This window comes from Helicobacter labetoulli (assembly GCF_003670275.1).
Taxonomy (GTDB): Bacteria; Campylobacterota; Campylobacteria; order Campylobacterales; family Helicobacteraceae; genus Helicobacter_C; species Helicobacter_C labetoulli.
The window spans coordinates 29,174-52,353 of the sequence record NZ_QXJF01000013.1 but is presented as its reverse complement, the minus strand read 5'-3'; the positions used below and the strand labels follow the sequence as shown (position 1 = coordinate 52,353).

Annotated in this window: 22 protein-coding genes; 11 read left to right on the top strand and 11 right to left on the bottom strand. The window is 38.2% G+C overall.

Translation table 11 applies throughout. The features are described 5' to 3' along the window. Positions 1–58: 58 nt before the first annotated feature. The gene (locus tag EBF12_RS07910; protein ID WP_121727174.1) at positions 59–994 is read right to left on the bottom strand and encodes a radical SAM protein; all 936 of its coding nucleotides are present in this window, start codon (positions 992–994) and stop codon (positions 59–61) included. A gap of 180 nt (positions 995–1,174) precedes the next feature. On the opposite strand from EBF12_RS07910, the gene EBF12_RS07905 reads away from it, so the two are divergent. Genes EBF12_RS07905 through thiE form a run of 4 tightly spaced genes read left to right on the top strand, consistent with a single transcriptional unit; the run spans position 1,175 to position 6,962 of the window. Next, a complete protein-coding gene (locus EBF12_RS07905; RefSeq protein WP_121727200.1) occupies positions 1,175–2,371 on the top strand; it encodes a murein transglycosylase domain-containing protein in 1,197 nt (398 codons plus the stop codon). 13 nt (positions 2,372–2,384) lie between these two features. After that, positions 2,385–3,113 carry an arginyltransferase gene (locus EBF12_RS07900; protein WP_121727173.1) on the top strand — a complete coding sequence of 243 codons (729 nt, stop codon included), beginning with the start codon at positions 2,385–2,387 and terminating at the stop codon, positions 3,111–3,113. A 2-nt stretch (positions 3,114–3,115) separates the two neighbouring features. After that, a complete protein-coding gene (locus EBF12_RS07895; protein ID WP_121727172.1) occupies positions 3,116–6,235 on the top strand; it encodes a type ISP restriction/modification enzyme in 3,120 nt (1,039 codons plus the stop codon). Positions 6,236–6,251: 16 nt separating this feature from the next. Continuing rightward, a complete protein-coding gene (thiE, locus tag EBF12_RS07890; RefSeq protein WP_121727171.1) occupies positions 6,252–6,962 on the top strand; it encodes a thiamine phosphate synthase in 711 nt (236 codons plus the stop codon). Between the two features lie 82 nt (positions 6,963–7,044). On the opposite strand, the gene EBF12_RS11445 is transcribed toward thiE, so the two are convergent. The 3 genes from EBF12_RS11445 to purL form a co-directional block, all read right to left on the bottom strand. Beyond that, a complete protein-coding gene (locus tag EBF12_RS11445) occupies positions 7,045–7,230 on the bottom strand; it encodes a hypothetical protein (RefSeq protein WP_157979079.1) in 186 nt (61 codons plus the stop codon). 121 nt (positions 7,231–7,351) lie between these two features. Beyond that, positions 7,352–7,876 (bottom strand): hypothetical protein, encoded by a 525-nt coding sequence (locus EBF12_RS07885; protein ID WP_121727170.1) that lies wholly within the window; start codon positions 7,874–7,876, stop codon positions 7,352–7,354. Between the two features lie 9 nt (positions 7,877–7,885). Further along, positions 7,886–10,123 carry a phosphoribosylformylglycinamidine synthase subunit PurL gene (gene purL / locus EBF12_RS07880; protein WP_121727169.1) on the bottom strand — a complete coding sequence of 746 codons (2,238 nt, stop codon included), beginning with the start codon at positions 10,121–10,123 and terminating at the stop codon, positions 7,886–7,888. 209 nt (positions 10,124–10,332) lie between these two features. Here purL and ppsA point away from each other — a divergent pair, with 209 nt between their 5' ends. Then, a complete protein-coding gene (gene ppsA, locus EBF12_RS07875; RefSeq protein WP_121727168.1) occupies positions 10,333–12,762 on the top strand; it encodes a pyruvate, water dikinase in 2,430 nt (809 codons plus the stop codon). Between the two features lie 287 nt (positions 12,763–13,049). Here the strand turns inward: ppsA and EBF12_RS07870 are convergent, their stop codons facing one another. The 4 genes from EBF12_RS07870 to EBF12_RS07855 all read right to left on the bottom strand — a co-directional run bounded on the left by EBF12_RS07870 (position 13,050) and on the right by EBF12_RS07855 (position 16,303). Further along, a complete protein-coding gene (locus tag EBF12_RS07870; protein ID WP_244196459.1) occupies positions 13,050–13,241 on the bottom strand; it encodes a hypothetical protein in 192 nt (63 codons plus the stop codon). 133 nt (positions 13,242–13,374) lie between these two features. Then, a complete protein-coding gene (locus tag EBF12_RS07865; protein ID WP_121727166.1) occupies positions 13,375–14,103 on the bottom strand; it encodes an NlpC/P60 family protein in 729 nt (242 codons plus the stop codon). Between the two features lie 28 nt (positions 14,104–14,131). Continuing rightward, a complete protein-coding gene (locus tag EBF12_RS07860) occupies positions 14,132–14,887 on the bottom strand; it encodes a hypothetical protein (protein ID WP_244196458.1) in 756 nt (251 codons plus the stop codon). Then, positions 14,888–16,303, bottom strand: coding sequence for a PhoH family protein (locus EBF12_RS07855; protein WP_121727165.1), 1,416 nt, complete (start codon positions 16,301–16,303; stop codon positions 14,888–14,890). 71 nt (positions 16,304–16,374) lie between these two features. Here EBF12_RS07855 and tpx point away from each other — a divergent pair, with 71 nt between their 5' ends. The 5 genes from tpx (at position 16,375) to EBF12_RS07830 (ending at position 19,561) form a co-directional block, all read left to right on the top strand. Continuing rightward, the gene (gene tpx, locus EBF12_RS07850) at positions 16,375–16,872 is read left to right on the top strand and encodes a thiol peroxidase (protein ID WP_121727164.1); all 498 of its coding nucleotides are present in this window, start codon (positions 16,375–16,377) and stop codon (positions 16,870–16,872) included. 6 nt (positions 16,873–16,878) lie between these two features. Next, the gene (locus EBF12_RS07845) at positions 16,879–17,295 is read left to right on the top strand and encodes a pyridoxamine 5'-phosphate oxidase family protein (protein ID WP_121727163.1); all 417 of its coding nucleotides are present in this window, start codon (positions 16,879–16,881) and stop codon (positions 17,293–17,295) included. Positions 17,296–17,672: 377 nt separating this feature from the next. Next, positions 17,673–18,203 carry a PAS domain-containing protein gene (locus EBF12_RS07840; RefSeq protein WP_121727162.1) on the top strand — a complete coding sequence of 177 codons (531 nt, stop codon included), beginning with the start codon at positions 17,673–17,675 and terminating at the stop codon, positions 18,201–18,203. A 33-nt stretch (positions 18,204–18,236) separates the two neighbouring features. Beyond that, positions 18,237–19,205: a methyl-accepting chemotaxis protein gene (locus EBF12_RS12220; RefSeq protein ID WP_121727161.1), complete on the top strand. Its 969-nt coding sequence runs from the start codon at positions 18,237–18,239 to the stop codon at positions 19,203–19,205. After that, the gene (locus EBF12_RS07830) at positions 19,142–19,561 is read left to right on the top strand and encodes a CZB domain-containing protein (protein ID WP_121727160.1); all 420 of its coding nucleotides are present in this window, start codon (positions 19,142–19,144) and stop codon (positions 19,559–19,561) included. The genes EBF12_RS12220 and EBF12_RS07830 overlap by 64 nt, the downstream gene beginning before the upstream one ends. 107 nt (positions 19,562–19,668) lie before the next feature. On the opposite strand, the gene EBF12_RS07825 is transcribed toward EBF12_RS07830, so the two are convergent. From EBF12_RS07825 to EBF12_RS07815, 3 genes are read right to left on the bottom strand one after another with little or no spacing between them, the layout of a single operon-like run. Next, entirely contained in the window at positions 19,669–21,030 is a 1,362-nt protein-coding gene (locus EBF12_RS07825) for a UDP-N-acetylmuramoyl-L-alanyl-D-glutamate--2,6-diaminopimelate ligase (RefSeq protein ID WP_121727159.1), read from the bottom strand. After that, positions 21,002–21,634, bottom strand: a complete 633-nt coding sequence (locus tag EBF12_RS07820) for a hypothetical protein (RefSeq protein WP_121727158.1) — start codon at positions 21,632–21,634, stop codon at positions 21,002–21,004. Before EBF12_RS07820 ends, EBF12_RS07825 begins: the two co-directional genes overlap by 29 nt. Positions 21,635–21,656: 22 nt before the next feature. Continuing rightward, a complete protein-coding gene (locus EBF12_RS07815) occupies positions 21,657–21,917 on the bottom strand; it encodes a NifU family protein (protein WP_121727157.1) in 261 nt (86 codons plus the stop codon). Between the two features lie 238 nt (positions 21,918–22,155). Between EBF12_RS07815 and EBF12_RS07810 the strand changes: the two genes are divergently transcribed. Then, on the top strand, positions 22,156–23,163 hold the full coding sequence (locus EBF12_RS07810; protein WP_121727156.1) for a DctP family TRAP transporter solute-binding subunit: 1,008 nt from the start codon (positions 22,156–22,158) through the stop codon (positions 23,161–23,163). The last annotated feature ends 17 nt before the right edge of the window (positions 23,164–23,180 follow it).

Genomic DNA, 23,180 nt, shown 5'->3' with positions numbered 1-23,180 from the left:
AAAAAAGCTAGAATTCTAATACAAAAAGCAAGGTATTATAATCAAAATCTTTTAACTTTTATCCCACAATTTGATAAAATATATTTTCTCCCACACTACACTGCTTTACAATTTTTTTTTGGCAAAGTTCATCTAAAAGTGCTAAAGTTTTAGAATCTAGTATTTTTTGTGCGTCTAATGTGCTTAATGGGCGGCGTTTAATAAGCCCTATCAGTCCATTTGTATCATAGGTTTGCAAGCTAAGATTCTCTTCTGCCTTGTTTTGTGAGCGTCTTGGAAGAGAGATGCATAAATTATCATAAGCGTAAAAATATGAGGCAAGTTCTTTTAGCTTCTCATCACTCACTGCCTCTACTTTATAAGCCGGTGGGCGATCAATACTCCCTATATCAACGCGTTTTAGACCTTGAAGCGTTGATAAGAATCTAGCAATTTGCCTAGCCTGTTCTTTTGTATCATTGATACCTTTCACAAATAGCACTTCGCTCACAATCTCTCCATTAAATCTTTGGCAAAATTCCCTTATACCCTGCTCAATCTGTGCTAGATTAAGGCTTGTATGTGGGCGGTCTATGCGTTTAAAGGCTTGAGATTCTAAACTATCACAAGAAAATTTTACAATATCCACAAGCATAAGAGAATCTTGCACTTCCTTTTTCCACAAAAGCGACCCATTTGTAAGAACGAGAATTTTCATAGATTCTGGCACAATATCTTTTAGATTGCTAATTAATTCATACAAATACGGATAGAGCGTTGGCTCACCATTTGCAGTAAGTGTTAAAACATCACATTTTTGTGTTCTAAGAGCTGTCTGCACCGCCTGTAAGATAGAATCCACAAGCACAATCTCTTGCATACTCTCCATTGTTTTTGCCCCTTGTAGCTCACAATACACACAATCAAAATTACACTGCTTTTTGCTTGGGGACAAATCAACACCAAGTGAGCGTCCAAAACGCCGAGAATCCACAGGACCAAATACAATTTCCACGCCTTCTTCCTTAAAAACTTTTTTTACAACCTTCAAACATTACTTTAAGCTCACAACTCAAAAGTATAGCACATTTTCTATCATTAGGGCAACGCTAATTTGTTACACTGCACTTAACTTTTTACGCTAGAATCAAGGCTCTGATTTTTTCACACCAAAACAATAATGAGATGCAACAATATGAAACATTACACCAAACAATACACGCAATTTAGCATAGCCTTTACTTTGACTCTAGGCATTTTTGGTTGCTCGGCACTCACGCCAGAAAATGCTGCAAAAATAGCCATAGCCGATGATCCAAGCTACGCAATGCGACAAATCGCAGGAAATCAATTTAGAATCTACGCCACAGATAGTAAAGCCCTTATGCGAGATATTAAGGAAGCCAAGCGACAATACGCAAAAGTCGCAAATGACCTAAGCGGCAATGTTGCCAAGCAGTGGAGCAAGGAAGATGTGAGTTTGCCAAGCACTGAAACCTATGTCAAATACTCAAATCACTACAAATCCAAAGCAAGTATCAACTTCCATACCGGTGCAATACGCATTGAAACAATTGACACCTCAAACCCCACAAAGTCCCTAGAACAAGCCATTACAAACACTCTTCTTTTACCACAAGACCCAAGCAAAGTAGATTTATACTCTAGTGATGATTTTAAATTTGATGGCAAACCTTTTCTTGCTGGGCTGATTAAAGACCACGATGGAGAGGACATTTTGACACAATGGCGTGCGGAGCGATATGCTAAATACCTTGTGGAAAATGAGCTAAAAACTCGCAAAGACAGCAAGGGAAGTCTTGTAAGCTATGTGGATTTGCAAATGGTGGGGGATTATCAAAGCAAGAGTGAGCATAAATACGAAGAGCTTGTGCGAAAATACGCTCACAAATACAATATCTCTCCAGCCCTTGTGCTAGGCATTATCCAAACAGAATCTAACTTTAACCCCTATGCTGTGAGCAATGCTCCAGCTTATGGGCTTATGCAGGTTGTGCCAAGCACGGCAGGGGCTGATGCGTATGAGCTAATTAATGGTAAAAAAGGTATGCCAACAAAAGAAATGCTCTTTAACCCTGAAACAAATATTGAATACGGCGTAGCATATCTTAGCATTCTTTTTAATCGCTACTTACCCAATATTAAAGACAAGCAAAGCCAAGAATACTGCGTCATCACCGCTTATAACGCCGGAGCAGGAAGTGTGCTAAGGACTTTTGCTAATGATAAAAATCAAGCCTTTAACCGTATAAACGCTATGTCCGCTAAAAAAGTCTATGACACGATTCAATCAAAACTCCCCTCTAGCGAGGGTAGACGCTACCTTGTGAAAGTAACCACACATAAGAAAAACTACGAGCATATTAAATGAAATGAGTGTATGAATGAGATTGGTAGAATTTTACTCCGAAGAAAAAACTTGTAGCTACATAGATTCTAAGAAAAGCATTTTTAGATATTTTCACATTCAGCATACAACACCTAACTTTTACCACGGACTTTTAGAGCGTGGTTGGAGACGCTTTGGGAATTACTTTTTTGTGCCGATGTGTCAAGGCTGTAATGATTGTATCTCAATCCGCACTTTGATTGATGATTTTAAATTTAGCAAGAATCAAAAAAGAGTGCTAAAAAAGGCTCAAAACATTGATATACACATACAAAAGCCCACTATTTCACAAGCTCACATAGAGCTTTACAATCGCTATCATCAAGCTATGCGTGATAAAAAAGGTTGGGAATACACCCCCATAACGCCAGAATCTTATATGGATATGTTTGTAGATGGACATCAGGATTTTGGCTATGAATTTTTGTATTTTCTAGATTCAGAGCTTATTGGCGTTGGACTTGTTGATGCACTTTTGGATAGTATTACAGCGGTATATTTTTACTATGACCATAATTTTTCACACTATAGCCTTGGCACTTTAAATATTCTCAAACAAATCAGCATAGGGCAGGAATTTGGACTGAAATATTTTTACCCCGGATATTGGATTAAAGATCATTATTGTATGGGTTACAAGGAGCGTTTTACCCCCTTTGAAATGTTGAAAAATGCTCCCGATATTTTTGAGCTACCCATTTGGGAGCTTTATACTAAGGAGTGAAAATGCAATTTTTACAAAACTACCTTGAAGCTTTGCAGGATATTTCCACACAGGATAAGGAACATACTCATCGCACTGCTTTAGAGAATCTGCTAAATGCCTTAAAGGAGTATTTAACCCTACAAAATAAAGTCTTGCAATCTATCCATATCAAGCACGAGCCAAACAACGACAAAGAAGGCAGAGGCGCACCAGACTTTTTAATCACAAAAGATTCTCTAACGCTTGGCTATATTGAAAACAAACGCGTAAATACGGATTTGGATTCCATATCTCAAAGCCCACAGATTGAAAAATACCTGCGACTAAGCGACAACCTAATGCTTACAGACTATTTGCGATTTTGCCTTGTGCGTAAAAATGACAAGGGCAATGCAGAGATTGTGCGAGAATGCAGAATCTGTGAGCTTTCACAACTTCAAGCCCTAGTCAAAAACCCCAAGCTTTTTAACCTAGAGACTAAAGCAAAAGAGCTAACCGAGCTTTTTTCACTCTTTTTTTCCCAAAGCCCAAGCCCCATAATCACGGCAAAAGAGTTTGCAAATGCCTTGGCGCAGCGGACTAGAATCCTAAAAGATGAAATGATAGAAAAGCAGAGTAACACACACATACAAGGGCTTTTTAACGCCTTTAAAGAATCGCTCTATAAAGAATTAGAATTTATCACTTTTGCCGATAGCTTCGCACAAACGCTTACTTATAGCCTATTTTTAGCAAAGCTAAACAACAATACAAATGAAAAAATCACTTTAGACAATGCTTATAATTTTATCCCTAAGTCTTTCTCACTTATCCAAGCGATGAGTAAATTTTTACGCGAGTTAAAAGAGCTAGATTCTATCAAGTGGCTTTTAGAAGAAATCATCGCTATTATCAATCATATAGATATAAGCGAAATCATAAAAGATTTAAACAAGCTCTCACAAAAAGACTTGCTAGGAGAGCATATCTACAAAGACCCATATTTGCATTTGTATGAAGACTTTCTCAAAGAATATGATGAGAGTTTAAGAGAAGTGCGAGGTGTATATTACACCCCTGCGCCAGTGGTGAAATTCATCATAGATTCTATTGATTTGACCTTACAAAAAGACTTTAATAAGCAAGGGCTACAATCCGCTATCACTGATGATAATATCACGCTTTTAGACTTTGCCACAGGCACAGGGACATTTCTGCTTGAAGCTTTTAGAAAAGCCCTAGAATCTAGTAATAAAAACAGTGTGAAATACAACCCAAAAGCCTTGATACAAAGATTCTATGGCTTTGAGTTTTTAATCGCACCCTACACGATAACACATCTTAAAATATCCCAAGCTTTTAAAGAAGAGTTTGAAGCCGAGCTAAATGAAAATGAAAGCCTAAATATCACGCTTACCAATACGCTATATATGAGTAGTAAAGCAAATGAAATCAATAAGCAAAGCAATCTATTTGTAGGTATGGCAGAGCTTACAAAGGAGTTTGAAAAAGCACAAGAGATTAAAAGCAAAGATATTTTAATCATCACGGGCAATCCCCCTTACAACGCGCTATCTATAAACAAATACGACATTTCTGCTTACAAATACTGCGGACTTAGAGAAAACAAGCAAACAAGCAAAATTCCCATAAATGAAAAAAAACATAGACTTAATGATGACTATATTAAATTTATTCGCTTCGCGCAAAATAAAATAGACAATCAGGATAGCGGAATCATTGCTCTAATTACTAACAATAGTTTTTTTGATGGTGTTACGATGAATGGAATGCGTTGGAATCTACTAAATTCCTTTGATAAAATCTATCTTTTGAATTTACACGGCGATAGCAATAAACACGAAGTTTGCCCTAACGGCAATAAAGATGAAAATGTTTTTGATATTAAACAGGGCGTTGGTATAAGTATTTTTGTAAAGACAAAGCCTAAAAAAAATCTAAGCAACACGCCAAAATGCGAAGTATTTTATTATGATTTATATGGTAGTAGAAAGTTTAAATATGACTTCTTATATAGTAAAAACTTAGATTCTATAAAGTGGCAACAACTTAAACCACAAAATCCAAGCTATGAATTTTTTATCCAAAACGATAAGCTAAGAAAAATCTATGATAAAGGTAGAAGTCTCAAGGATATTTTTGTTAAAGCAGGGCTTGGAATCTGCACTTATAGAGATTTTTTTTGTTACGCAAATTCTAAAGATGAAATGATGAAACGCATAGAAACTTTTAGCAAACAAACAGATGAGCAAAGCAAAATTGATTTTGCCTTAGAAGATTCTGGGACTTGGTCTATAAGGTGGGCAAAACAAGAACTTTTAGAAACAAAGCTAGATGAAAAACTTATCCAAAAAGTGCATTTTAAACCTTTTGACTTTAAATATACTTACTATACAGGCAAATCAAGTGGTTTTTTGGGTCGTCCTGCTGGAGCAGTGCAAAATCTAATGTTGCAAAATAATATCGGTTTGGTGTGTTATCGCACTTGCGGCGTCAATGGGCTAGATAATATTTTTATCGCAAATGGATTGATAGATTTGCATTTAGTAGGTAGTGGTAGCAGTATCTTCCCCCTATATCTGCAAGATCCTATGCGCGATGAAAACCTAAGCAAAGAGTTTAGGGAATTTATAGATTCTACATATAAAGAGCATTTTAGCCCAGAGCAGATTCTAGGCTATATCTATGCGGTGCTATTTCATAAGGATTATAGAGAAAAATATTTAGACTTTTTGAAAATTGACTTTCCTAAAATCCCCTTTGTAGAATCTAAAGAGACATTTCTAGCCTTAAGCAATCTTGGCAGTAGCCTTATATCTTTGCATTTACTGCAAGATGATGCACTAGATAGCTCTATCGGTGAGCCACTCTATACCAACAAAAATGACAAAAATCTCATTATAGAAAAGCCCAGCTACAACGCAGAATCTAAACAGCTTTTTATCAACAAAAGTTTGTATTTTGACAAAGTGGATTCTAGTGTATGGGAGTATAAAATCGGCGGCTATCAAGTCTTAGACAAATACCTTAAATCCCACAAAGGCGAAGAGATAGACTTCACGCATTTTCAAAAGATAATCCAAACCTTGCATAAAAGCCTAGAGATAGAATCTCGCATTGCCACAATAGAGTTAATATGAGATAAGCAGGATTAAGATGAGTGTAAATACAAAGCTACAAGGCATTTATGCCATAAGTGATGAGATTCTAACTCCCTATGAGATTCTACCTCAATGTGTGGAATCTGCTCTCAAAGCTGGAGTAAGAATCTTTCAGCTCCGTGATAAAAGCCATAGCGATGAGTGGCTTTGCCCCATTGCCAAAGAGCTTTTAAAGCTGTGTGAGCGATATAACGCCCTTTTTGTCCTTAATGACAGGCTAAAGCTTGCTCTTAGGCTTAATGCCCCAGCACTACATATCGGCAAAGATGATGGGGAGTTTGTGCGTGTGAGAGAGCGATTTAGCGGGATTTTGGGTGCTTCAAGCTACGGGGATTTACAAAGGGCAAAGGTTTTAGAATCTTTAGGGGCGGATTATGTGGCTTTTGGTGCGTTTTTCCCTTCTCTTACAAAGCCAAACGCCAAACCTGCACCGCTTGAGCTTCTAACCCAAGCTAAACAAACACTTAAGATTCCCATCTGTGCTATCGGTGGCATTAGCACTCAAAATATTCATCTGCTAAAAAATGCCGATATGCACGCAGTGATAAGCTCTCTATGGTCTCATAACATACAAGATTCTAGCACCTTAGAATCCACGCATACAAACTCTACCCACACAGAATCTAGCCATATAGAATCCACCTTGCAAAACCGCTTAGATTCTATTACCCACAACGCAAAAGCCTTGCAACAGTATTGTAAATGACAAAAAGCGATAAAACACAATCACAAAGACTGCATTTGGGTTAGACAATCTGCCAACGCAAAAATTTATACTATCAAAACAATCAGTCTAACTCACGCTTAAGGCACGACCTTAAGCGTGTTGAAAATAAATCGCACGAAGTGCAGACCTTATAAAGCGTTGTAGGGGGTGAGTGGCACGACTGCGAACGATTTTTAAGGGGGAGTAAGCGGTATATCTGCGAACCGACTTCGCGTGCAGTAGCGAAGCTACGAACCCACGCTTGCAAATTTAAGCCCCTCCCCTTAAAGATAAAAAAAGAAAGAAAATTTTGTTAGAGATATTTCAGGACTAAGTCCTTCAATATGACAAGTGGATTTTAACACTTTGCTTATTACTCCACCTAACCTTTACCACTCTTCGCCTATGCCTAGCATTATACACTTATCAAATCGTGGTAAAACACAATAAGCAAATATCTCCTGCCCTAGCCCAAAAGATTCTAAATCACTCAAATATCGCCCATCAAAACTAAGATAAAAACTCTCATCATTTGGTGTAAGCCTAGCACCAATACCCACTCCACCCAAATGACTATACTTAATAAACTCCGCCATATACGCCCCTATCAGCACAATCCCACCACGCCATTGAAGCTTTTGAGAATCTGTATAAGTGCGATATACACTATATTCAATCACAGGACGCCTATCATAATAAGGATAATCTTGCTCTAGCGATTGTTTTTTAACCTGCTCCACATAAGAGCGTAGCATAGGGGCATATTGCTTTAAATAATAACTGCCATCTTTGGGGAAGCTAAAGGGATTTGGAGGCTCATTGACTGCCGCATTGCCTAGTGCATATATGTCTAAACACAACACACACAGGCAAAACACACAAACACAAGCTTTTTGCAAGACTATAAGTAGCATTACAGAATCTTACAAATCTTGATTGATAAGCTTTTCAAAACTTTCAAAATATACTTCCGCCATTTCAGTAAGATTCACATTAATCTCATCAACGCAGAATATTTCCCCACCCACACAGCCGATTTCACACACAGGGACTTTATGCTTTTTAGCTAACTGCATAAAGCTCTGCAAATTTTCTGCTGTGATTTCCGCCACAACACAGCTTTGTGATTGAGAGAAAAGCAGCTGGGAGGGGAGATTTGTATGAATATTGCAGCCTATGGGCTTACTCACGCCATTGCCAAGCGTCATCTTTGCCAAAGTCATTGCCAAACCACCCTCGCCTATATCCTTAGCCGAGCTGATAAGGGAATTTTCAGCAGATTCTAAAAGTAGATTCCACAAGCTCAATTCTTTTTGCAAATCAATAGCAGGTATCTGCCCATAAATGCGTTTTTCTAGAATCTTTTGAGCCAAGCTCCCGCCAAATTCAGGCTTAATCTCACCAAGTAACACAATGCTATTGCCTTGTGTTTGGAATTGTGAAGGGATTGCCTTTTGTATATCGCTAAGCAAAGCTACGCTTACAATTGAAGGCGTTGGGTAAATATCCACACCATCGCTTTGATTGTGTAAAGAGACATTGCCACTTACTACAGGTGTGTTTAGAATCTCACACGCTTGTTTAATGCCCTCGCACACTTCGCTAAATGCCCACATCACTTCAGGATTCTGCGGAGAGCCAAAGTTTAGACAATCACTTATGGCTAAGGGCTTTGCACCATTGACAATAGAGTTTCGCCCAGAAGTTGCCACGGCGATTTTAGCTCCATTTTGTGGGTCAAGCTGACAATACCGCATATTGCAATCCACACTCATACTCAACGCCGTATTTGTGCCTTTTATGCGTATCATACTCGCATCGCCGCTTCCAGCGGGGGTTATGGTATTGCTCTGCACACTGCTATCATATTGCTCATATACCCATTTTTTATTAGCAATTTCAACGCTTCCTAGCAATGTCGTAAAAATCTCTTGTGTGCTTAAATCTGTCTCAAGGCGGTCTGCCTTATGGCTTTGCGGTGGCAAGGCACGAGTAGGCATATCAAGCATAGGGGCGTTTTCACTTAGCTCCAAAATTGGAATCTCCGCACACTTCTCCCCATACCAAAAAAGCTCCATATTGCCACTTTTTGTAACCTCACCGATAATACTCGCATCAACTTCCCATTTTTCAAAAATCTCTAGCACTTTTTCTTCACAGCCTTTTTTCGCACAGATGAGCATTCGCTCTTGAGATTCACTTAGCATTAGCTCATATGGATTCATAGCAGTTTCACGCATAGGGACTTTATCTAGGTGCAGTATCATACCACTCCCGCTTCGCCCTGCCATTTCAAAGCTAGAACTTGTAAGCCCCGCTGCTCCCATATCCTGAATCCCAATAATCAAATCCTGCTTAAAAAGCTCCAAACACGCCTCTAGCAAAAGCTTTTCAGCAAATGGATCTCCCACCTGCACGGCTGAACGCATAGCCTTTGAGTTTGAGCTAAAGCTATCACTGCTCATTACCGCTCCGCCTAAGCCATCTCGCCCCGTTTTACTCCCTACATAAATCACAGGATTCCCAACCCCTTGTGCCTTACCATAAAATATTTCATCTTTTTTGACTAGCCCCAAGCAAAAGGCATTCACTAAAATATTGCCGTTATAGCAAGATTCAAAGCTCATCTCTCCGCCAATTGTCGGCACCCCCATACAATTTCCATAGCTCCCTATGCCCTCTACAACGCCACGCAAAAGATAGCGGTGCTTTTTGCCAAGGCTGCTAGAATCTGCCACATCGCCAAAATGGATAGAGTTGAGACTTGCCACCGGACGCGCACCCATTGTGAAAATATCCCGCATAATGCCGCCAACACCCGTTGCTGCCCCAGCGTGTGGCTCAATAAAGCTTGGGTGATTGTGAGATTCTATTTTAAACACTGCACAAAGATTATTACCAATATCAATTACCCCTGCATTCTCACCCGGTCCTTGCACGACCCAAGGGGCTTTGGTAGGGAAACCTTTAAGATATTTTTTGCTTGATTTATAGCTACAATGCTCACTCCACATTGCCGAAAAAATTCCTAACTCTATAAGATTTGGAGGGCGTTTTAAAATCTTAAGAATCTCCTCATAGTCCTGCGATGAAAGCTTATGGGCTTTTAAACTCTCACTAAGATTGTCAATCTCGCCTAAAAGATGTGTAATATTTACCATTTTTACCTCATAAATGTAGAATCTAAGCTTGAAGTCAGCACTTGAAGCTAAACTTCAAAAATCTGGGATTTTAGCATAAATTAACTTTTTTTTCTTTTTAACGCAAGATTAAGCTAAAAGTTGGATTTTTTAAGTTTGCGATAAACTTTCATTCAATACAATGTGCGACTTGTAACACAAAGCATAAGAATAAGTAGGAGAAGCTGCAAATGAAGTATATTAAGTTTTTTAAGGAACTTAACAACAGAGATGTGCCTATTGTTGGCGGTAAAAATGCAAGTATTGGTGAGATGTTTCAAGAGCTTGTGAGTGAAGGCATAAAAGTGCCAAATGGCTTTGCAATCACAAGTGATGCGTATTGGTATTTGCTAGATTCTGGTGGCATACGCCAAAAGATCATTGACTTGCTTGATGGCGTTGATGTAACTGAAATTGATGTTTTAAAAACGCGTTCTAAGAAGATTCGTGAGTTAATTTTTGGCACACCTTTTCCTGCGGATTTGCGTGAAGAGATTTTTAAAGCCTATGAGATTTTAAGTGCTGAATACGGTATGAAAGAAGCCGATGTAGCGGTAAGAAGCTCGGCTACTGCGGAAGATTTACCCGATGCGAGTTTTGCCGGACAGCAGGATACTTACCTGAATGTCAAAGGAAAAACCGAGCTTATTCACTATATCAAGTCTTGCCTTGCTTCGCTTTTTACTGACAGGGCGGTAAGCTATCGTGCATCTCGTGGATTTGATCATTTTAAAGTGGCTTTGTCTGTGGGTGTGCAAAAAATGGTGCGTGCCGATAAAGGCAGTGCTGGGGTTATGTTTAGCATTGATACAGAGACAGGCTTTAAGGACGCGGTGTTTATCACTTCATCTTGGGGACTAGGCGAAAATGTCGTGGGCGGAACGGTGAATCCTGATGAATTTTATGTCTTTAAACCCACACTCAAAGAGGGCAAACGCCCTATTATCAAGCGTCAGCTTGGACATAAACATCAAAAAATGGTCTATGCCCCACGCGGTAGCGAACACCCTACAAAAAACATCAAAACCACTCAACGCGAAATGAAAAACTTTTCTATCACAGATTCAGATATTTTAACCCTTGCGAGATATGCTATAAAAATTGAGGAGCATTACACAAAAGAGGCTGGAGAATATCGCCCTATGGATATGGAATGGGCTAAAGATGGCGAGAGCGGGGAGATTTTCATCGTTCAAGCACGACCAGAAACGGTGCAAAGTCAAAAGAGCAAAAAAAGCGATGGACAAAAGCTAGAAAAATTTAAATTTGTGAATCCTAGTGCTAAAAAAGAAGTGATTCTTACTGGAAAAGCTATCGGTGGGAAAATCGGCACGGGTAAAGTGCGGATTATTAACGATATAGAGCATATGGATAGCTTTAAAGAGGGTGAGATTCTAGTAACGGATAATACCGACCCTGATTGGGAACCAGCGATGAAAAAGGCGGCTGCGGTTATTACAAATCGCGGTGGGAGAACCTGCCACGCGGCGATTGTAGCACGAGAAATTGGTGTGCCTGCGATTGTTGGGGCTATTGGTGCAACAGATAGACTATATAGCGGTATGGAAGTAACCGTTTCTTGTGCAGAGGGCGAGGAAGGCTACATTTATGATGGCATTTATGAATACGAGATTGAAAGCATTGAGCTCAATAATCTTGGCGACCCAAAGACAAAGATTTATATGAATGTGGGTAACCCTGAAAAAGCTTTCGGGTTTTCGCAGATTCCAAATCACGGCGTGGGATTGGCGCGTATGGAGCTTATCGTGCTCAATCAAATCAAAGCCCACCCTCTAGCTCTTCTTGATATACAAAATGGCAATACAAAGGGTTTGAAGGAAAAGGCGGAGATTGAAAAGATTATGAGCGGATATGAGAATCCAAAAGACTTTTTTACAAAGAAAATTGCCGAGGGTATTGGTATGATTTGTGCAGCCTTTTATCCCAATCCTGTGATTGTCCGCACGAGCGATTTTAAATCAAATGAGTATCGCGGTATGCTTGGCGGCACACCTTATGAGCCACACGAGGAAAACCCTATGCTAGGCTATCGCGGTGCTAGTCGGTATTATTCCGAGCAGTATCGTGCTGCGTTTGAATGGGAATGTCAAGCCTTGGCTATGGTGCGTGATGAGATGGGGCTAACAAATATGAGAGTAATGATTCCATTTTTACGCACACCCGAAGAGGGCAAGAAGGTGCTTGAGATTATGCGAAGAAACGGGCTAGAATCTGGCAAAAATGGCTTAGAAATTTATGTAATGTGCGAATTGCCTGTGAATGTGATTTTGGCAGATGAGTTTTTGAGTATGTTTGATGGATTCTCCATTGGTTCAAATGACTTGACACAGCTTACACTTGGTGTGGATAGAGATGGGCAGCTCGTAAGCCATATCTTTGATGAAAGAAATCCAGCAATGTTTGCGATGTTTAAAAAAGCCATAGAAGCGTGTAAGCGACATAATAAATATTGTGGAATCTGCGGACAAGCCCCAAGTGATTATCCTGAAGTTACAGAATTCCTTGTCAAAGAGGGTATAAGCTCTGTTTCACTCAATCCAGATTCTGTTGTAGCGACTTGGCAAAGAGTCGTAGAGATAGAAAAGAAGCTCAAAGGCTAATCAAAGGCTTACAACCCCACTCTACCTTTTTTTACAAAAAAGGTAGAGATATACACTCTCCTTAATCAATCTTAAGTTTAATAAAAACTAGCACAAAAAAAAGCAATGTAGGTTTTCATTCTTGCATTTTTGAGTGAGAAAAAAGCGGGAAAGTCAATCTAGTAGCCATTTTAAAGTGCCTATGCTATCGTAAATCTAGACATTGGCATAAGCAAAAGGTAAAACTAAGTGTAGCTTTTGCCCCATATTGTTGGGGCTTGTAGAGAAACACGAGGAATAACTAGGACTTAGAAGCCTCCATTGTTGTTGTTAAAAAAGTCGTTCTCATAGTCCATTTGTCCCTTTGTCATATCAAGATTAACGCTCAAGTCATCAAATGAGCTATAACTATCATTAATATTACTCATCAAATCTAATGGATCCATTCCCGTGGATACAGAGTAATCAACTACCGCACTCATAATCTCATCATCATTCATCATAACGCATCTCAAAAAAATAAGACAGCTTGCTTCTTCCACGAAGCTGTAAATAGAAAGCAACAAATCTCGTCAGTTTATTTAAAAAATAAAAATGATTTTAAACACAAAAAAATATTTTAGTTTTTGCAAACTAGTTTTCCAAATAGCTTCTAGCTCCCTTGTAAGCCTTGCTCCAATAGTTAGAATCTAGCCTTGCTTTGCTTACGACTTTGCCTTTGCTAGGAGCGTGGATAAACTCATTATTGCCAATGTAGATTCCAACGTGGTTAATCCTCTTACCTTTGTTGGTGATGAAAAATACTAAATCACCCTTTTGAAGTTTGCTTTTACTGATAGAAGTGCCATCATCGTATTGATCAAATGAAGTGCGAGGCAGGGAGATACCATTGAGACGATAGACCGCACGGGTTAATCCACTGCAATCAAAGCCAGATTCAGAGGTGCCACCCCATTTATAAGGCACTCCTAAGTAGTCGTGAGCGGATTCTACTAAATCATCGCGTATGCTTTTTGACTTTTTTTGTTTGGGAATATTACTTTTATTGATGGCATATTTTTGCGGAGAAAGGATAAAAAACTCATCAATCAAACCCTGCTTTTGGTATTTTTGAGCTTTGCTTTTGGCAATCTCAAGGCTTTGGTAGTTTCCAAATCGCACTTTATACATACCCTTTTCTTTAAACAAAAACGCATCAAGTCCCTTTTTGTTAAGAGAATCTACTAGCTTTCCGGCATTTTCAACATTACTAAAACTCCCCACCTGCACGCTATATGCAAACGGCTTTTGTGCGTTCAAAGACGCACAACCCACAAATAAAAATACTACATTTATCCACGCATAAATAATGATTTTTCGCATTTTGCTCCTTCAAAACTAAAACTTGATATTAAAACATTACAGGACCAAGGAATCTTAGCCCCACAGACACCCAACCCTCCCCGCCTCTAAAAGCGTTTCCATAAGTGCCATCAAGCTGAATCTTATCCTGCACGATCCAGATTCTAAGCCCTAGCTGAAACTTCGCCCTATCAAATCGCTCATAAAAACTCTCCCCTAGAATCCACACTCTATTAGTGAGCTGCTGCTCTAAGCCTAAACCTACATTATAAATATGGCTATCTTGTGGCATTCGCTCTAGCTTGTAGCCAAAATTTGAATGCAAAAGTAAAGTATGGTCAAAAAATGCCGCACTAATAGGCATATAGAGATAATGGTCGTTGCGATATTTTGAGCGTTTAAAATTATAGGCATTTCCCAAAACTAGCCCATAGCTGAATCTATCTTTGTCTAAATCATTGAAAATCTTTTTTGCCCCGATGATAAGCTCTCTCCCACCAAACCTCCTATCTTCATTACCTTGCTCAATTGGAGCGTTACTCAACATACCTCCTAGGCTCATCTCAATATCAAAGAGCAAATTACAGCCCGGTATCGCCCAATACTCACCTATTTTGCCATCATATACACCCCAAGTTTCAAGCTGACAAGAATGCCTATCTACCACGCGTGCATCATCTGTTATCATCGGTCGTGCCGCATAAAGTGAGCTAAAACAACACAAAATAAGCAGGATAAGCACTTGCTTTGCCCTTGTTTGTGTTAGATTCTGTGTCCGTTTAAGATTCTTAAAGCAATGCTTCATTTAAAAATTTTCCCCAAACCAGCTTGCTACCTCACTGCGAATCGTCTGCCGTAGCTGAATCCCAGCAATAAAGTCATCTTTTAATGCTTTGCTCAAAAGACTTAACGCACCATTTCTAAACTTGCTTAAATACGGATGGTCAATCTGCGCCCAATCGCCCAAAAAGACAATCTTGCTCCCCTGCCCTATGCGTGTGCCTATGAGCTTTATAGTCGCATTTGAAGCATTTTGCACTTCATCAAAAATCACAAATTTATTCCCTATGCTAATGCCTCTCGCGTGAGCAATATCCACAATCTCAATATTATGCTTTTGGATAAAATATTCCGTTGCGGCTTGTTTTTGTATGCCATTGACTTCCCCGCGATATTCAATGCGTTTGGCTAGGGAGCTTTCTTGGAGCTTATCAATGGTAAAATTAATCGCACTATACAATGGATACATAAAATAGCCTAGCTTTTGACTTTCATCGCCTTTGCGATAGCCCAGCTCGGCTTCTTTGTCATTAGCCGTAATGGTATTACGCATATACACTATGCCATCAACAACACCATTTTTCACAAGCGTGATTCCAGCCTGTAAGGCGATAAGCGTTTTCCCACTGCCTGTTGAGCCTGTGGCAATAGTGAGATTGTTTTGTGAATGAGTTAGCAAGGCATAGAGCATTTTTTGTTCTAAATTAATAGGCGTAATGTAGGGCTGATTTACTTTTAGAATCTCATCAAGATTTAGCTCCACAAACTCCCTGCCAACCTTCAAGCCAAAGATTTTTTTACCCGTTTTATACAACGCACTATCAGTATTATCCATTTCATCAATTTGAATTAAACTCCATTGCTTAAGTTTAGAAAATCTCTCATCTTGAGCCAAATCGCTTAAAGCACTATCCTTATGCACTTCAAAGCAATGCCAGAAGTCAATATCACTTGGATTTTCAACCCTATCTCTAAAAAGCGATTGAGCTAGAATACCTTGTGCTTGAGTGCGGACTTTGAGTGAAATATCATTTGTCAGCAGGATAAGATTGTAATCCCTAGCAATTTCAATGAGCTTAGAATCATTGTAGCTATGCTCTTGTGGTGGAATCTTGTAATGTGGGCGATAAATCAGCGTCAAAGGAATGCTGTATTCTTCAAACTTGAATAAAATCTCTTGGACAAAATCATTATGATTTTTAGCAATACTCACAATGTTGGCGTTTTGAATACTCTCATTTAAGCTATCACTATTAATACAACGAAAAAATTCCCGTGCAAAATACCCTGTCTCATTTTGCAAATCTTTTTTCTTATCAAGCTCTTCAATGACAACATCAGAGATAAAAAGCTGATTTTGTGAATCCTGCCATAAAAAAATGATACTTTGCGTATCATCTAAGATAATAGAAGTATCAAGCAAATAACACTTTGTAATCAATTAACTTCCTTTGGCTAAAATCCCGTTATTGTATCAAAAGATACAATAATCTAATATAAAAGGATAAAATGATGGAAGTAAAATTTAAAGGCACTCCAGCAAAACTAAGTAGCAATACAATAAAGTCAGGTGATAATGCCCCAAAAGTAGCTCTTGTAGCTAAAGATTTATCACAAGTAGAAGTGGGCGGTGCAAGTGGAAGCTATCAAATCATTAATGTCGTCCCAAGCCTTGATACAGGCGTATGTGCGACACAAACGCGTAAATTTAATGAAGAGGCAGCAAAACTAGCAAATGCAAAAGTGTATGTTGTATCTTTGGATTTACCTTTTGCGCAAGGCAGATTCTGCAGCACCGAAGGGATTACTAATCTCACAACGCTTAGTGATTTTAAAGCAAAAGATTTTGGCAAGAGCTATGGGCTAATTTTAGAATCTTCTCCACTTGCAGGGTTGCTCACTCGTGCGGTGATTGTGGTGAATCCTGAAGGCAAGGTTTCTTATGTAGAAGTGTGTGAAGAAATCACAAACGAGCCAGATTATCAAAAAGCTTTGGCTAGTGTTAAGTAGGGCGTAATGGAATATCTCACACTAGCAAAGATTGGCAAAATTCTAGATCTTGGGGTATTTTATCTTGCGACAAAGGGCACTTGTGGAAACCCACGAGTGCGTCCTATGCGTTCAAATATCGTGCATAATGGCAAACTATATCTTGGCACAACGCTCAATAAAAATCTCTATAAACATATTACACAATATAGCGGTGTTGAGCTTTGTATCAGCACGACAGACATTTTAGCTCTGCGTGTGCGTGGAGAAGCAAGAGTAGCAAATCATATTGATGCTAAAGAAGCCCTTATGGCAAAGTATGAACGCATAGCAAAAGTATTTGATAATAACCCTAATCACCCAGATTTTGCGATTTTCTACCTTGAAAATATCAGTGCAAGACTGCAAGATTTTAACGGCAATATCCTCACCTATAAGGAATAGCCACAAGGCAGCTTGACCTCTTTGAAAATCAAACCAACCTCCAACAACGCTTTTCATCTCCTCATCACTAAGCTTTTTAACACCTAATGAGTTTTCATTTAAAACTCCATTTGAGGCTTTAGAGATTAAATCACTAGCATAGCTTAAATTTAAACCCCAAAACAAACTAAAGAGTAAGAAAAATAGCTTTTTTATTTTATATCCTTTTCAAAAAACTGCCAAAAAATTATAAAAGAATTTAAACTTAAGATTTGTTAAATTTTTATTTCATCATTTTTTTAAAAAAAATTTTTATTTAAGCAAAAATAAATAAAAATCGTATTTTAAGTACATAAAATTTCAAGGACAAAATCCTTATCTTCTTGTAAGGAGTGAATATGCCAATACCAAATCAAATAGAACGAAAAGTAAGCAACTTTTTGGTAAGCAAAACGAACACTAAGGGTAAAATTTTGTATTGTAATGATGAATTTGTCGCCATTAGTGGCTATTCAGAAAGGGAATTACTTGGTAAGCCTCACTCTATCGTGCGACACCCTGATATGCCGCGCACTATCTTTAAATACCTTTGGGATACACTAGCTCAACGCAAAGAAGTCAATGCCTATGTGAAAAATATGACAAAAGATGGCTCGTATTATTGGGTATTTGCTAATGTTTGCCCATCTTCTTCGGCAAATGGACAAATTGTAGCGTATAATTCTGTGCGAAGATGTCCGAGTGAAAACGGACTAAACTTTGTAAAAGAACTCTACCCTAAATTAAAACAAATAGAAGCTAAAGATATAAATGAAGGCATAGCGTATATACAAGAATATTTTAGTGCATATAAAACAACTTTTGCAGAAGCAATGCTAGGACTTCAAGTAGCTGATATGTGCTTTAGCGAGGTATGTGCGGTAAAATAAAAATTTAATCTAACTGAGTTTAAGGAGCAGGTGATGAGTGTTGTATTTTTTGTGTTATTTGTGTTAAGTTCGGTGTTGGCGTTTGTCTTTTATGTAAAGATAAATACTTTAAATTCTAAAATATCAGATGTGTTAAAGTATATAAACACGCTCAATACAGGTGATTTTAATGCAAGAGCTACTCATTTAGGCACACATAGCATTGATAATATCGCAAGAGGTATAAGTAAACTCATTGACCAAATTGAAACCTTTTCCATTGAAGTAAATACAGCATTTTACTACGCCACAGGCAGTGAGATTAAACGCAAAATTTTAACAGAGGGCTTTTACTCTAACATTGCTCATGTTTGCGCGCAAATTAACAAATCCATTGATGCTATTTATGAAAATAAATCCTTGCAACAAAAAGAGTATTTATCGGTTACTCTTGGAGAAATTGATGATAATAAATCCCAGCTTATATATTTGCAAAACAGCTTTACCAGCTCCACACAAGCACTTGGTCAAATCGTTACGCAAATCGCAAGCACCAGCAAAGAAGCAGCTTCTTACTCAGGTCAAACCCAAGATGTCTTGCATAGCTTTGAAGAATTAAATGAGCTTATAGAATCCAACCAACAAGCTTGTGATAATCTTGCCAGACAAAGTAATGACATCAGTTCTATTGTTAATTTAATTAATGATATATCCGCTCAAACAAACTTGCTCGCTCTTAATGCTGCCATTGAAGCAGCCCGTGCGGGCGAGTATGGTAGAGGCTTTGCAGTGGTGGCTGATGAGGTGAGGATACTTGCTGAAAAAACACAAAAGGCAACTGATGAAATTCGCACAAATATTTCTATCTTACAAGAAAATAGCGGAAGTATCAGTATAAATTCTCAAGATATGTCAAATAAAATGGAAATGGTAAATGATAGCATAGGTGTTTTGCTCAAATGCTCAATGAACTTACAAATACCACACAAAGCATTGATACAAATTTATCCAAAATCGCTATGAGAATCACGGGAAATCTCTTTATGGTAGATCATATTATCTTTAAAGATGGCACCTATAAAAATGCGACTAAAAAAGATGCTGACGAAATTATAGAGCTTAATGCGTGTAATTTTACCAAGTGGTTTGAAGATAATGGCAAGATAAAATACGCCAAATCGCCCATTTACAATGAAGTAAAATCCACTCATAACAACATTCATAAATTGGCTGTTGAGGGCTTACAAAACATTAAAGATAACAAGAGCATTGAAGAAATCGTTCATTCATTTAAGCAAATGGAAGAAGAAAGTGCGAAATTCTTTAAGATTATGGAAGAGATGCTTAGTGGAAATGATGAAAAATCCACACAGTCTTAAATATTTTCAGTTGTGTTAAATAAGCCTTCTTGCCTTTTTCTTGCTTTTGTTGAAAAATGAATTTAAACTCGCTCAAATAAATTAGTATTTAAGATTAGAATCTTAGCCTACTCTTTGGCGTAATACGCCCTCACCACTTCCCTATCATCAAAATGAATCTTATTTTCACCTATGATTTGATAGTCTTCATCACCCTTACCCAAAATCAAAAGCACCTCATTTTCTTGTAAATCACTCAAAGCTTGAATAATAGCTTTTTTTCTATCAATCTCCATCACCACAAGTTTAGCTCCATAGTCTTTGGGCAAGCCATTTGCAATATCTCGCAGAATCTCGGCAGGATTCTCACTCCTTGGGTTATCGCTTGTGATATAGAGTTTATCCGCATATTCAAAGGCACAAGAACCCATTTTAGGACGCTTGCTCTTATCCCTATCACCACCAGCTCCAAAAACAACGGCGATTTTTTGATGTCTAAAACTTTCAAAAATCTGTTTCATACCATCGTGGGTGTGTGCAAAATCCACAATCACAAGCGGTTTAGTATGCACCACTTCCATACGCCCACTCACTCCAGCAAAATTCTCCATTGCTTTTGCAATATCACTAAGAGGTTTGTTTGTGAGAATCTTAACCGCAGCGATACCAGCAAGGGCATTGTAAAGATTATGCTTACCATAAAGATAGGTTTGCAACGCACAAAATTCTTGACTACATTTTTTATTGTCTTGCCACGCAATATGTGCATCAATGCCAGATTCTAAGGCATAAGCCCCAACACTTAAATGCCCCTTTTTTTCTACACCATAATAAAATGCCCCAACATCTTTGCATATCGCATACTTTTCATCAGTATTAATAAGCTTTAGCCCCTCACCCTCAAAAAAGCTATTTTTCACGCGGCGATACTCTTCTACACTTTTATGATAATCTAAATGATCGCTTGTAATATTGCTTAATATTTTTAGCTCAAACTCTAATCCTGCTATCCGCTCTTGAATAATCGCGTGTGAGCTTACCTCCATTACAAAAAAATCACATTGCTCACTTTTAGCCATACTTAGATTCTCATACAGCTCAAGCACACTAGGCGTTGTAAGCCCTTTTGGCTTGATTGTCTTATCGTTAATAAAAAACCCTCTCGTGCCAAGCAAAGCCACCTTGTAGCCCAAATCAAGCAAAAGAGAGTAGATAATCGCTGCGGTAGTAGTTTTACCATTTGTGCCTGTAATGCCTACAATGCGTGGATTCTTCCCGGGAATAGAATCTAAAAGCACTTTGCTTAAATTGTAAGACTCTGTAAGATTATTTTGTGGAAAATCACTTGAGATAAACGCCGCATTTTGTTTGCTTCGCACAAGTAAAATATTCTCTCTTGCCACCTTGTCTGCACTATCCCACACACGCGTATCATCTGTAAGAATCTTAAAAATCTTGCCGTTATGATTTATGTTTTTTTCTATTATCATCTGCTACCTTTTGTAAGATTTTTTCAAGCTCGTTATCATAAATGACATTTTTTTTAAGAGAGTCAATATACTCCATTGAAATGTCCTGATAGTCATTGTCTATAAGCTCATTTAAAAACTCATAAAACTCACTCTTATTGACAAAAATAATCTTTGAGCTAAACATCAAATCTTCAAAAGCTTCTTTAAAACTTTTCTTTTCTTTGGCAATTTGCTTAAAATCTTCATATAAGATTCCATTCAAACTATCTGCACGGAGGCTTTCAAGGTGTTTAAGCATTGAGAGAATATCATCCGTGCTTTTATCAAAACTTTTAATTGTTTTTAGAATCTGCTCTCGTGCTTTGGCTTTGCTAATCTCTTGAGAAAGTAGAATCTGATAGTATTCATACAGGCTCACAGCTTGCTCTTCAAAGTCTTCTGCCATATCAGAAAGCAAAACGCCGATTGTAGATTCTGTATTGCTTGGTTCAAGCGTGAGATTATGCGTAAAAAGCTCAAAGGCTTTTTTGTATTGCTTGGCACTGAAAAGCTCAAAGGCTTTTTTGTTGTTCTTGTTGATAATCTGCCTTGTGCGTGTATCTGTCAGTTTGATAACTTCCATAAATCTATCCGTATTTGAGTGTTTAAAAAGATTCTCCGTGCGGAATATGCACTATTGCAATATCTGGGTGAATCTCCTCTTTCAAACGATTTTCAATCGCATATTTTAGAGTTTTTGATGAGCTAGGACAGCCTTTGCACGCTCCTTCCAAACGCACATACACCTTAGCATCTCTAATGCCAAGCAAGGTAATATCGCCTCCATCAAGTGTAAGTGTGGGACGCACTTTGTCAATCACCATTTCAACGGGCATTCTAAGCTCTTCATCACTAAAGGGAAACATTTTACTCCTTTTACTCATTGCTACATTAATATGCAAAAATAGCCCGTATTCTAGCGTAATTTTTCAAATGCACATTCTCTTACATAGCTTCTTATTAAGTTGTCATAACAGAATCTGAAAATTGTTTATAAATTACACATTAAGCAAAGTTTTTCTCACAAAAAAACGCACCAAACTTTATTTTATACTCAAAGCTTATATAGAATTGAAAGAAACAAAATTTATGCAAGGAGTAAGAATGAAATTAAGAAAAGTTTCAGTAATGGCTTTGGCTTGTGCTGTAAGCCTAGGATTTTTAGGTTGTGGTGAGGATAAAGCTCAAGAGGCGTATAAGGTGAAGTTTGCCCATGTTGTGAGTGCCAATACACCAAAAGGGCAAGCTGCTGATTTTTTTGCTAAACGCGTTGAAGAGCTAAGTAATGGAAAAATCAAAGTAGAGGTTTTCCCGAGCGCACAACTTGTTGATGATGATAAAGTTTTTCAAGAGCTAACACGCAATAATGTGCAAATGGCTGCACCAAGTTTTTCAAAATTCACACCAATTGCAAAAGAATTTAATGTATGGGATGTGCCATTCTTATTCCGTGATACAGAACATTTGCACAAAGTTATGGACGGCGAAGTTGGGCAAGTCCTAAAAGATGTCGTCTCTCAAAAAGGCATTATCGCTCTTGATTATTGGGATGCAGGATTCAAACAATTTAGCACAAACAAAAAGCCTATCATTCTCCCAGAAGATGCAAAAGGGCAAAAAATGAGAATTATGAGTTCCAAAGTGCTTGAAGAGCAAACAAAAGCAATTGGTGCAATCCCTCAAGTTTTACCATTTGGAGAGGTATATTCAGCACTTTCTACGGGTGTTGTTGATTCAGCTGAGAATCCTCTCTCCAATCTCTATAACTCTAAATTCTACGAAGTGCAAAGCTCAATCACGCTTTCAAATCACGGATACTTGGGCTATCTTGTCGTAGTGAGTGATGGCTTTTGGAAGCAACTTCCTGATGATCTAAAAGACATTTTTAAACAAGCTCTCCACGAAGCAACAGAATTTGAGCGTAAGGAAAGTGAAAAAGAAGAAAAAGTGCTTCTTGAAAAATTGCAAAAAGATAATGCAACAAAGACAGAGATTATCACACTCACGCCAGATCAAATTGCAGTATGGAAAGAAACTATGCAAGCAATTTATCCAAAATTCTATGGTATTGTCAGGCAGGATTTGATTGAAAAAATCATACAAGTGCAATAACCTAGAATCGAGGGGAT

Excerpts from the sequence above, each read along its gene's own strand:
- EBF12_RS07810 (WP_121727156.1), top strand. The coding sequence starts at position 22,156 with ATGAAATTAAGAAAAGTTTCAGTAATGGCTTTGGCTTGTGCTGTAAGC.
- thiE (WP_121727171.1), top strand. The coding sequence starts at position 6,252 with ATGAGTGTAAATACAAAGCTACAAGGCATTTATGCCATAAGTGATGAG.
- EBF12_RS07830 (WP_121727160.1), top strand. The coding sequence starts at position 19,142 with ATGCTCAATGAACTTACAAATACCACACAAAGCATTGATACAAATTTA.
- EBF12_RS07840 (WP_121727162.1), top strand. The coding sequence starts at position 17,673 with ATGCCAATACCAAATCAAATAGAACGAAAAGTAAGCAACTTTTTGGTA.
- EBF12_RS07865 (WP_121727166.1), bottom strand. The coding sequence starts at position 14,103 with ATGCGAAAAATCATTATTTATGCGTGGATAAATGTAGTATTTTTATTT.
- EBF12_RS07860 (WP_244196458.1), bottom strand. The coding sequence starts at position 14,887 with ATGAAGCATTGCTTTAAGAATCTTAAACGGACACAGAATCTAACACAA.
- EBF12_RS07895 (WP_121727172.1), top strand. The coding sequence starts at position 3,116 with ATGCAATTTTTACAAAACTACCTTGAAGCTTTGCAGGATATTTCCACA.
- EBF12_RS07815 (WP_121727157.1), bottom strand. The coding sequence starts at position 21,917 with ATGTTTCCCTTTAGTGATGAAGAGCTTAGAATGCCCGTTGAAATGGTG.
- tpx (WP_121727164.1), top strand. The coding sequence starts at position 16,375 with ATGGAAGTAAAATTTAAAGGCACTCCAGCAAAACTAAGTAGCAATACA.
- EBF12_RS07885 (WP_121727170.1), bottom strand. The coding sequence starts at position 7,876 with ATGCTACTTATAGTCTTGCAAAAAGCTTGTGTTTGTGTGTTTTGCCTG.
- ppsA (WP_121727168.1), top strand. The coding sequence starts at position 10,333 with ATGAAGTATATTAAGTTTTTTAAGGAACTTAACAACAGAGATGTGCCT.
- EBF12_RS07820 (WP_121727158.1), bottom strand. The coding sequence starts at position 21,634 with ATGGAAGTTATCAAACTGACAGATACACGCACAAGGCAGATTATCAAC.
- EBF12_RS07870 (WP_244196459.1), bottom strand. The coding sequence starts at position 13,241 with ATGAATGATGATGAGATTATGAGTGCGGTAGTTGATTACTCTGTATCC.
- purL (WP_121727169.1), bottom strand. The coding sequence starts at position 10,123 with ATGGTAAATATTACACATCTTTTAGGCGAGATTGACAATCTTAGTGAG.
- EBF12_RS07845 (WP_121727163.1), top strand. The coding sequence starts at position 16,879 with ATGGAATATCTCACACTAGCAAAGATTGGCAAAATTCTAGATCTTGGG.
- EBF12_RS07825 (WP_121727159.1), bottom strand. The coding sequence starts at position 21,030 with ATGATAATAGAAAAAAACATAAATCATAACGGCAAGATTTTTAAGATT.
- EBF12_RS12220 (WP_121727161.1), top strand. The coding sequence starts at position 18,237 with ATGAGTGTTGTATTTTTTGTGTTATTTGTGTTAAGTTCGGTGTTGGCG.
- EBF12_RS07905 (WP_121727200.1), top strand. The coding sequence starts at position 1,175 with ATGAAACATTACACCAAACAATACACGCAATTTAGCATAGCCTTTACT.
- EBF12_RS07900 (WP_121727173.1), top strand. The coding sequence starts at position 2,385 with ATGAGATTGGTAGAATTTTACTCCGAAGAAAAAACTTGTAGCTACATA.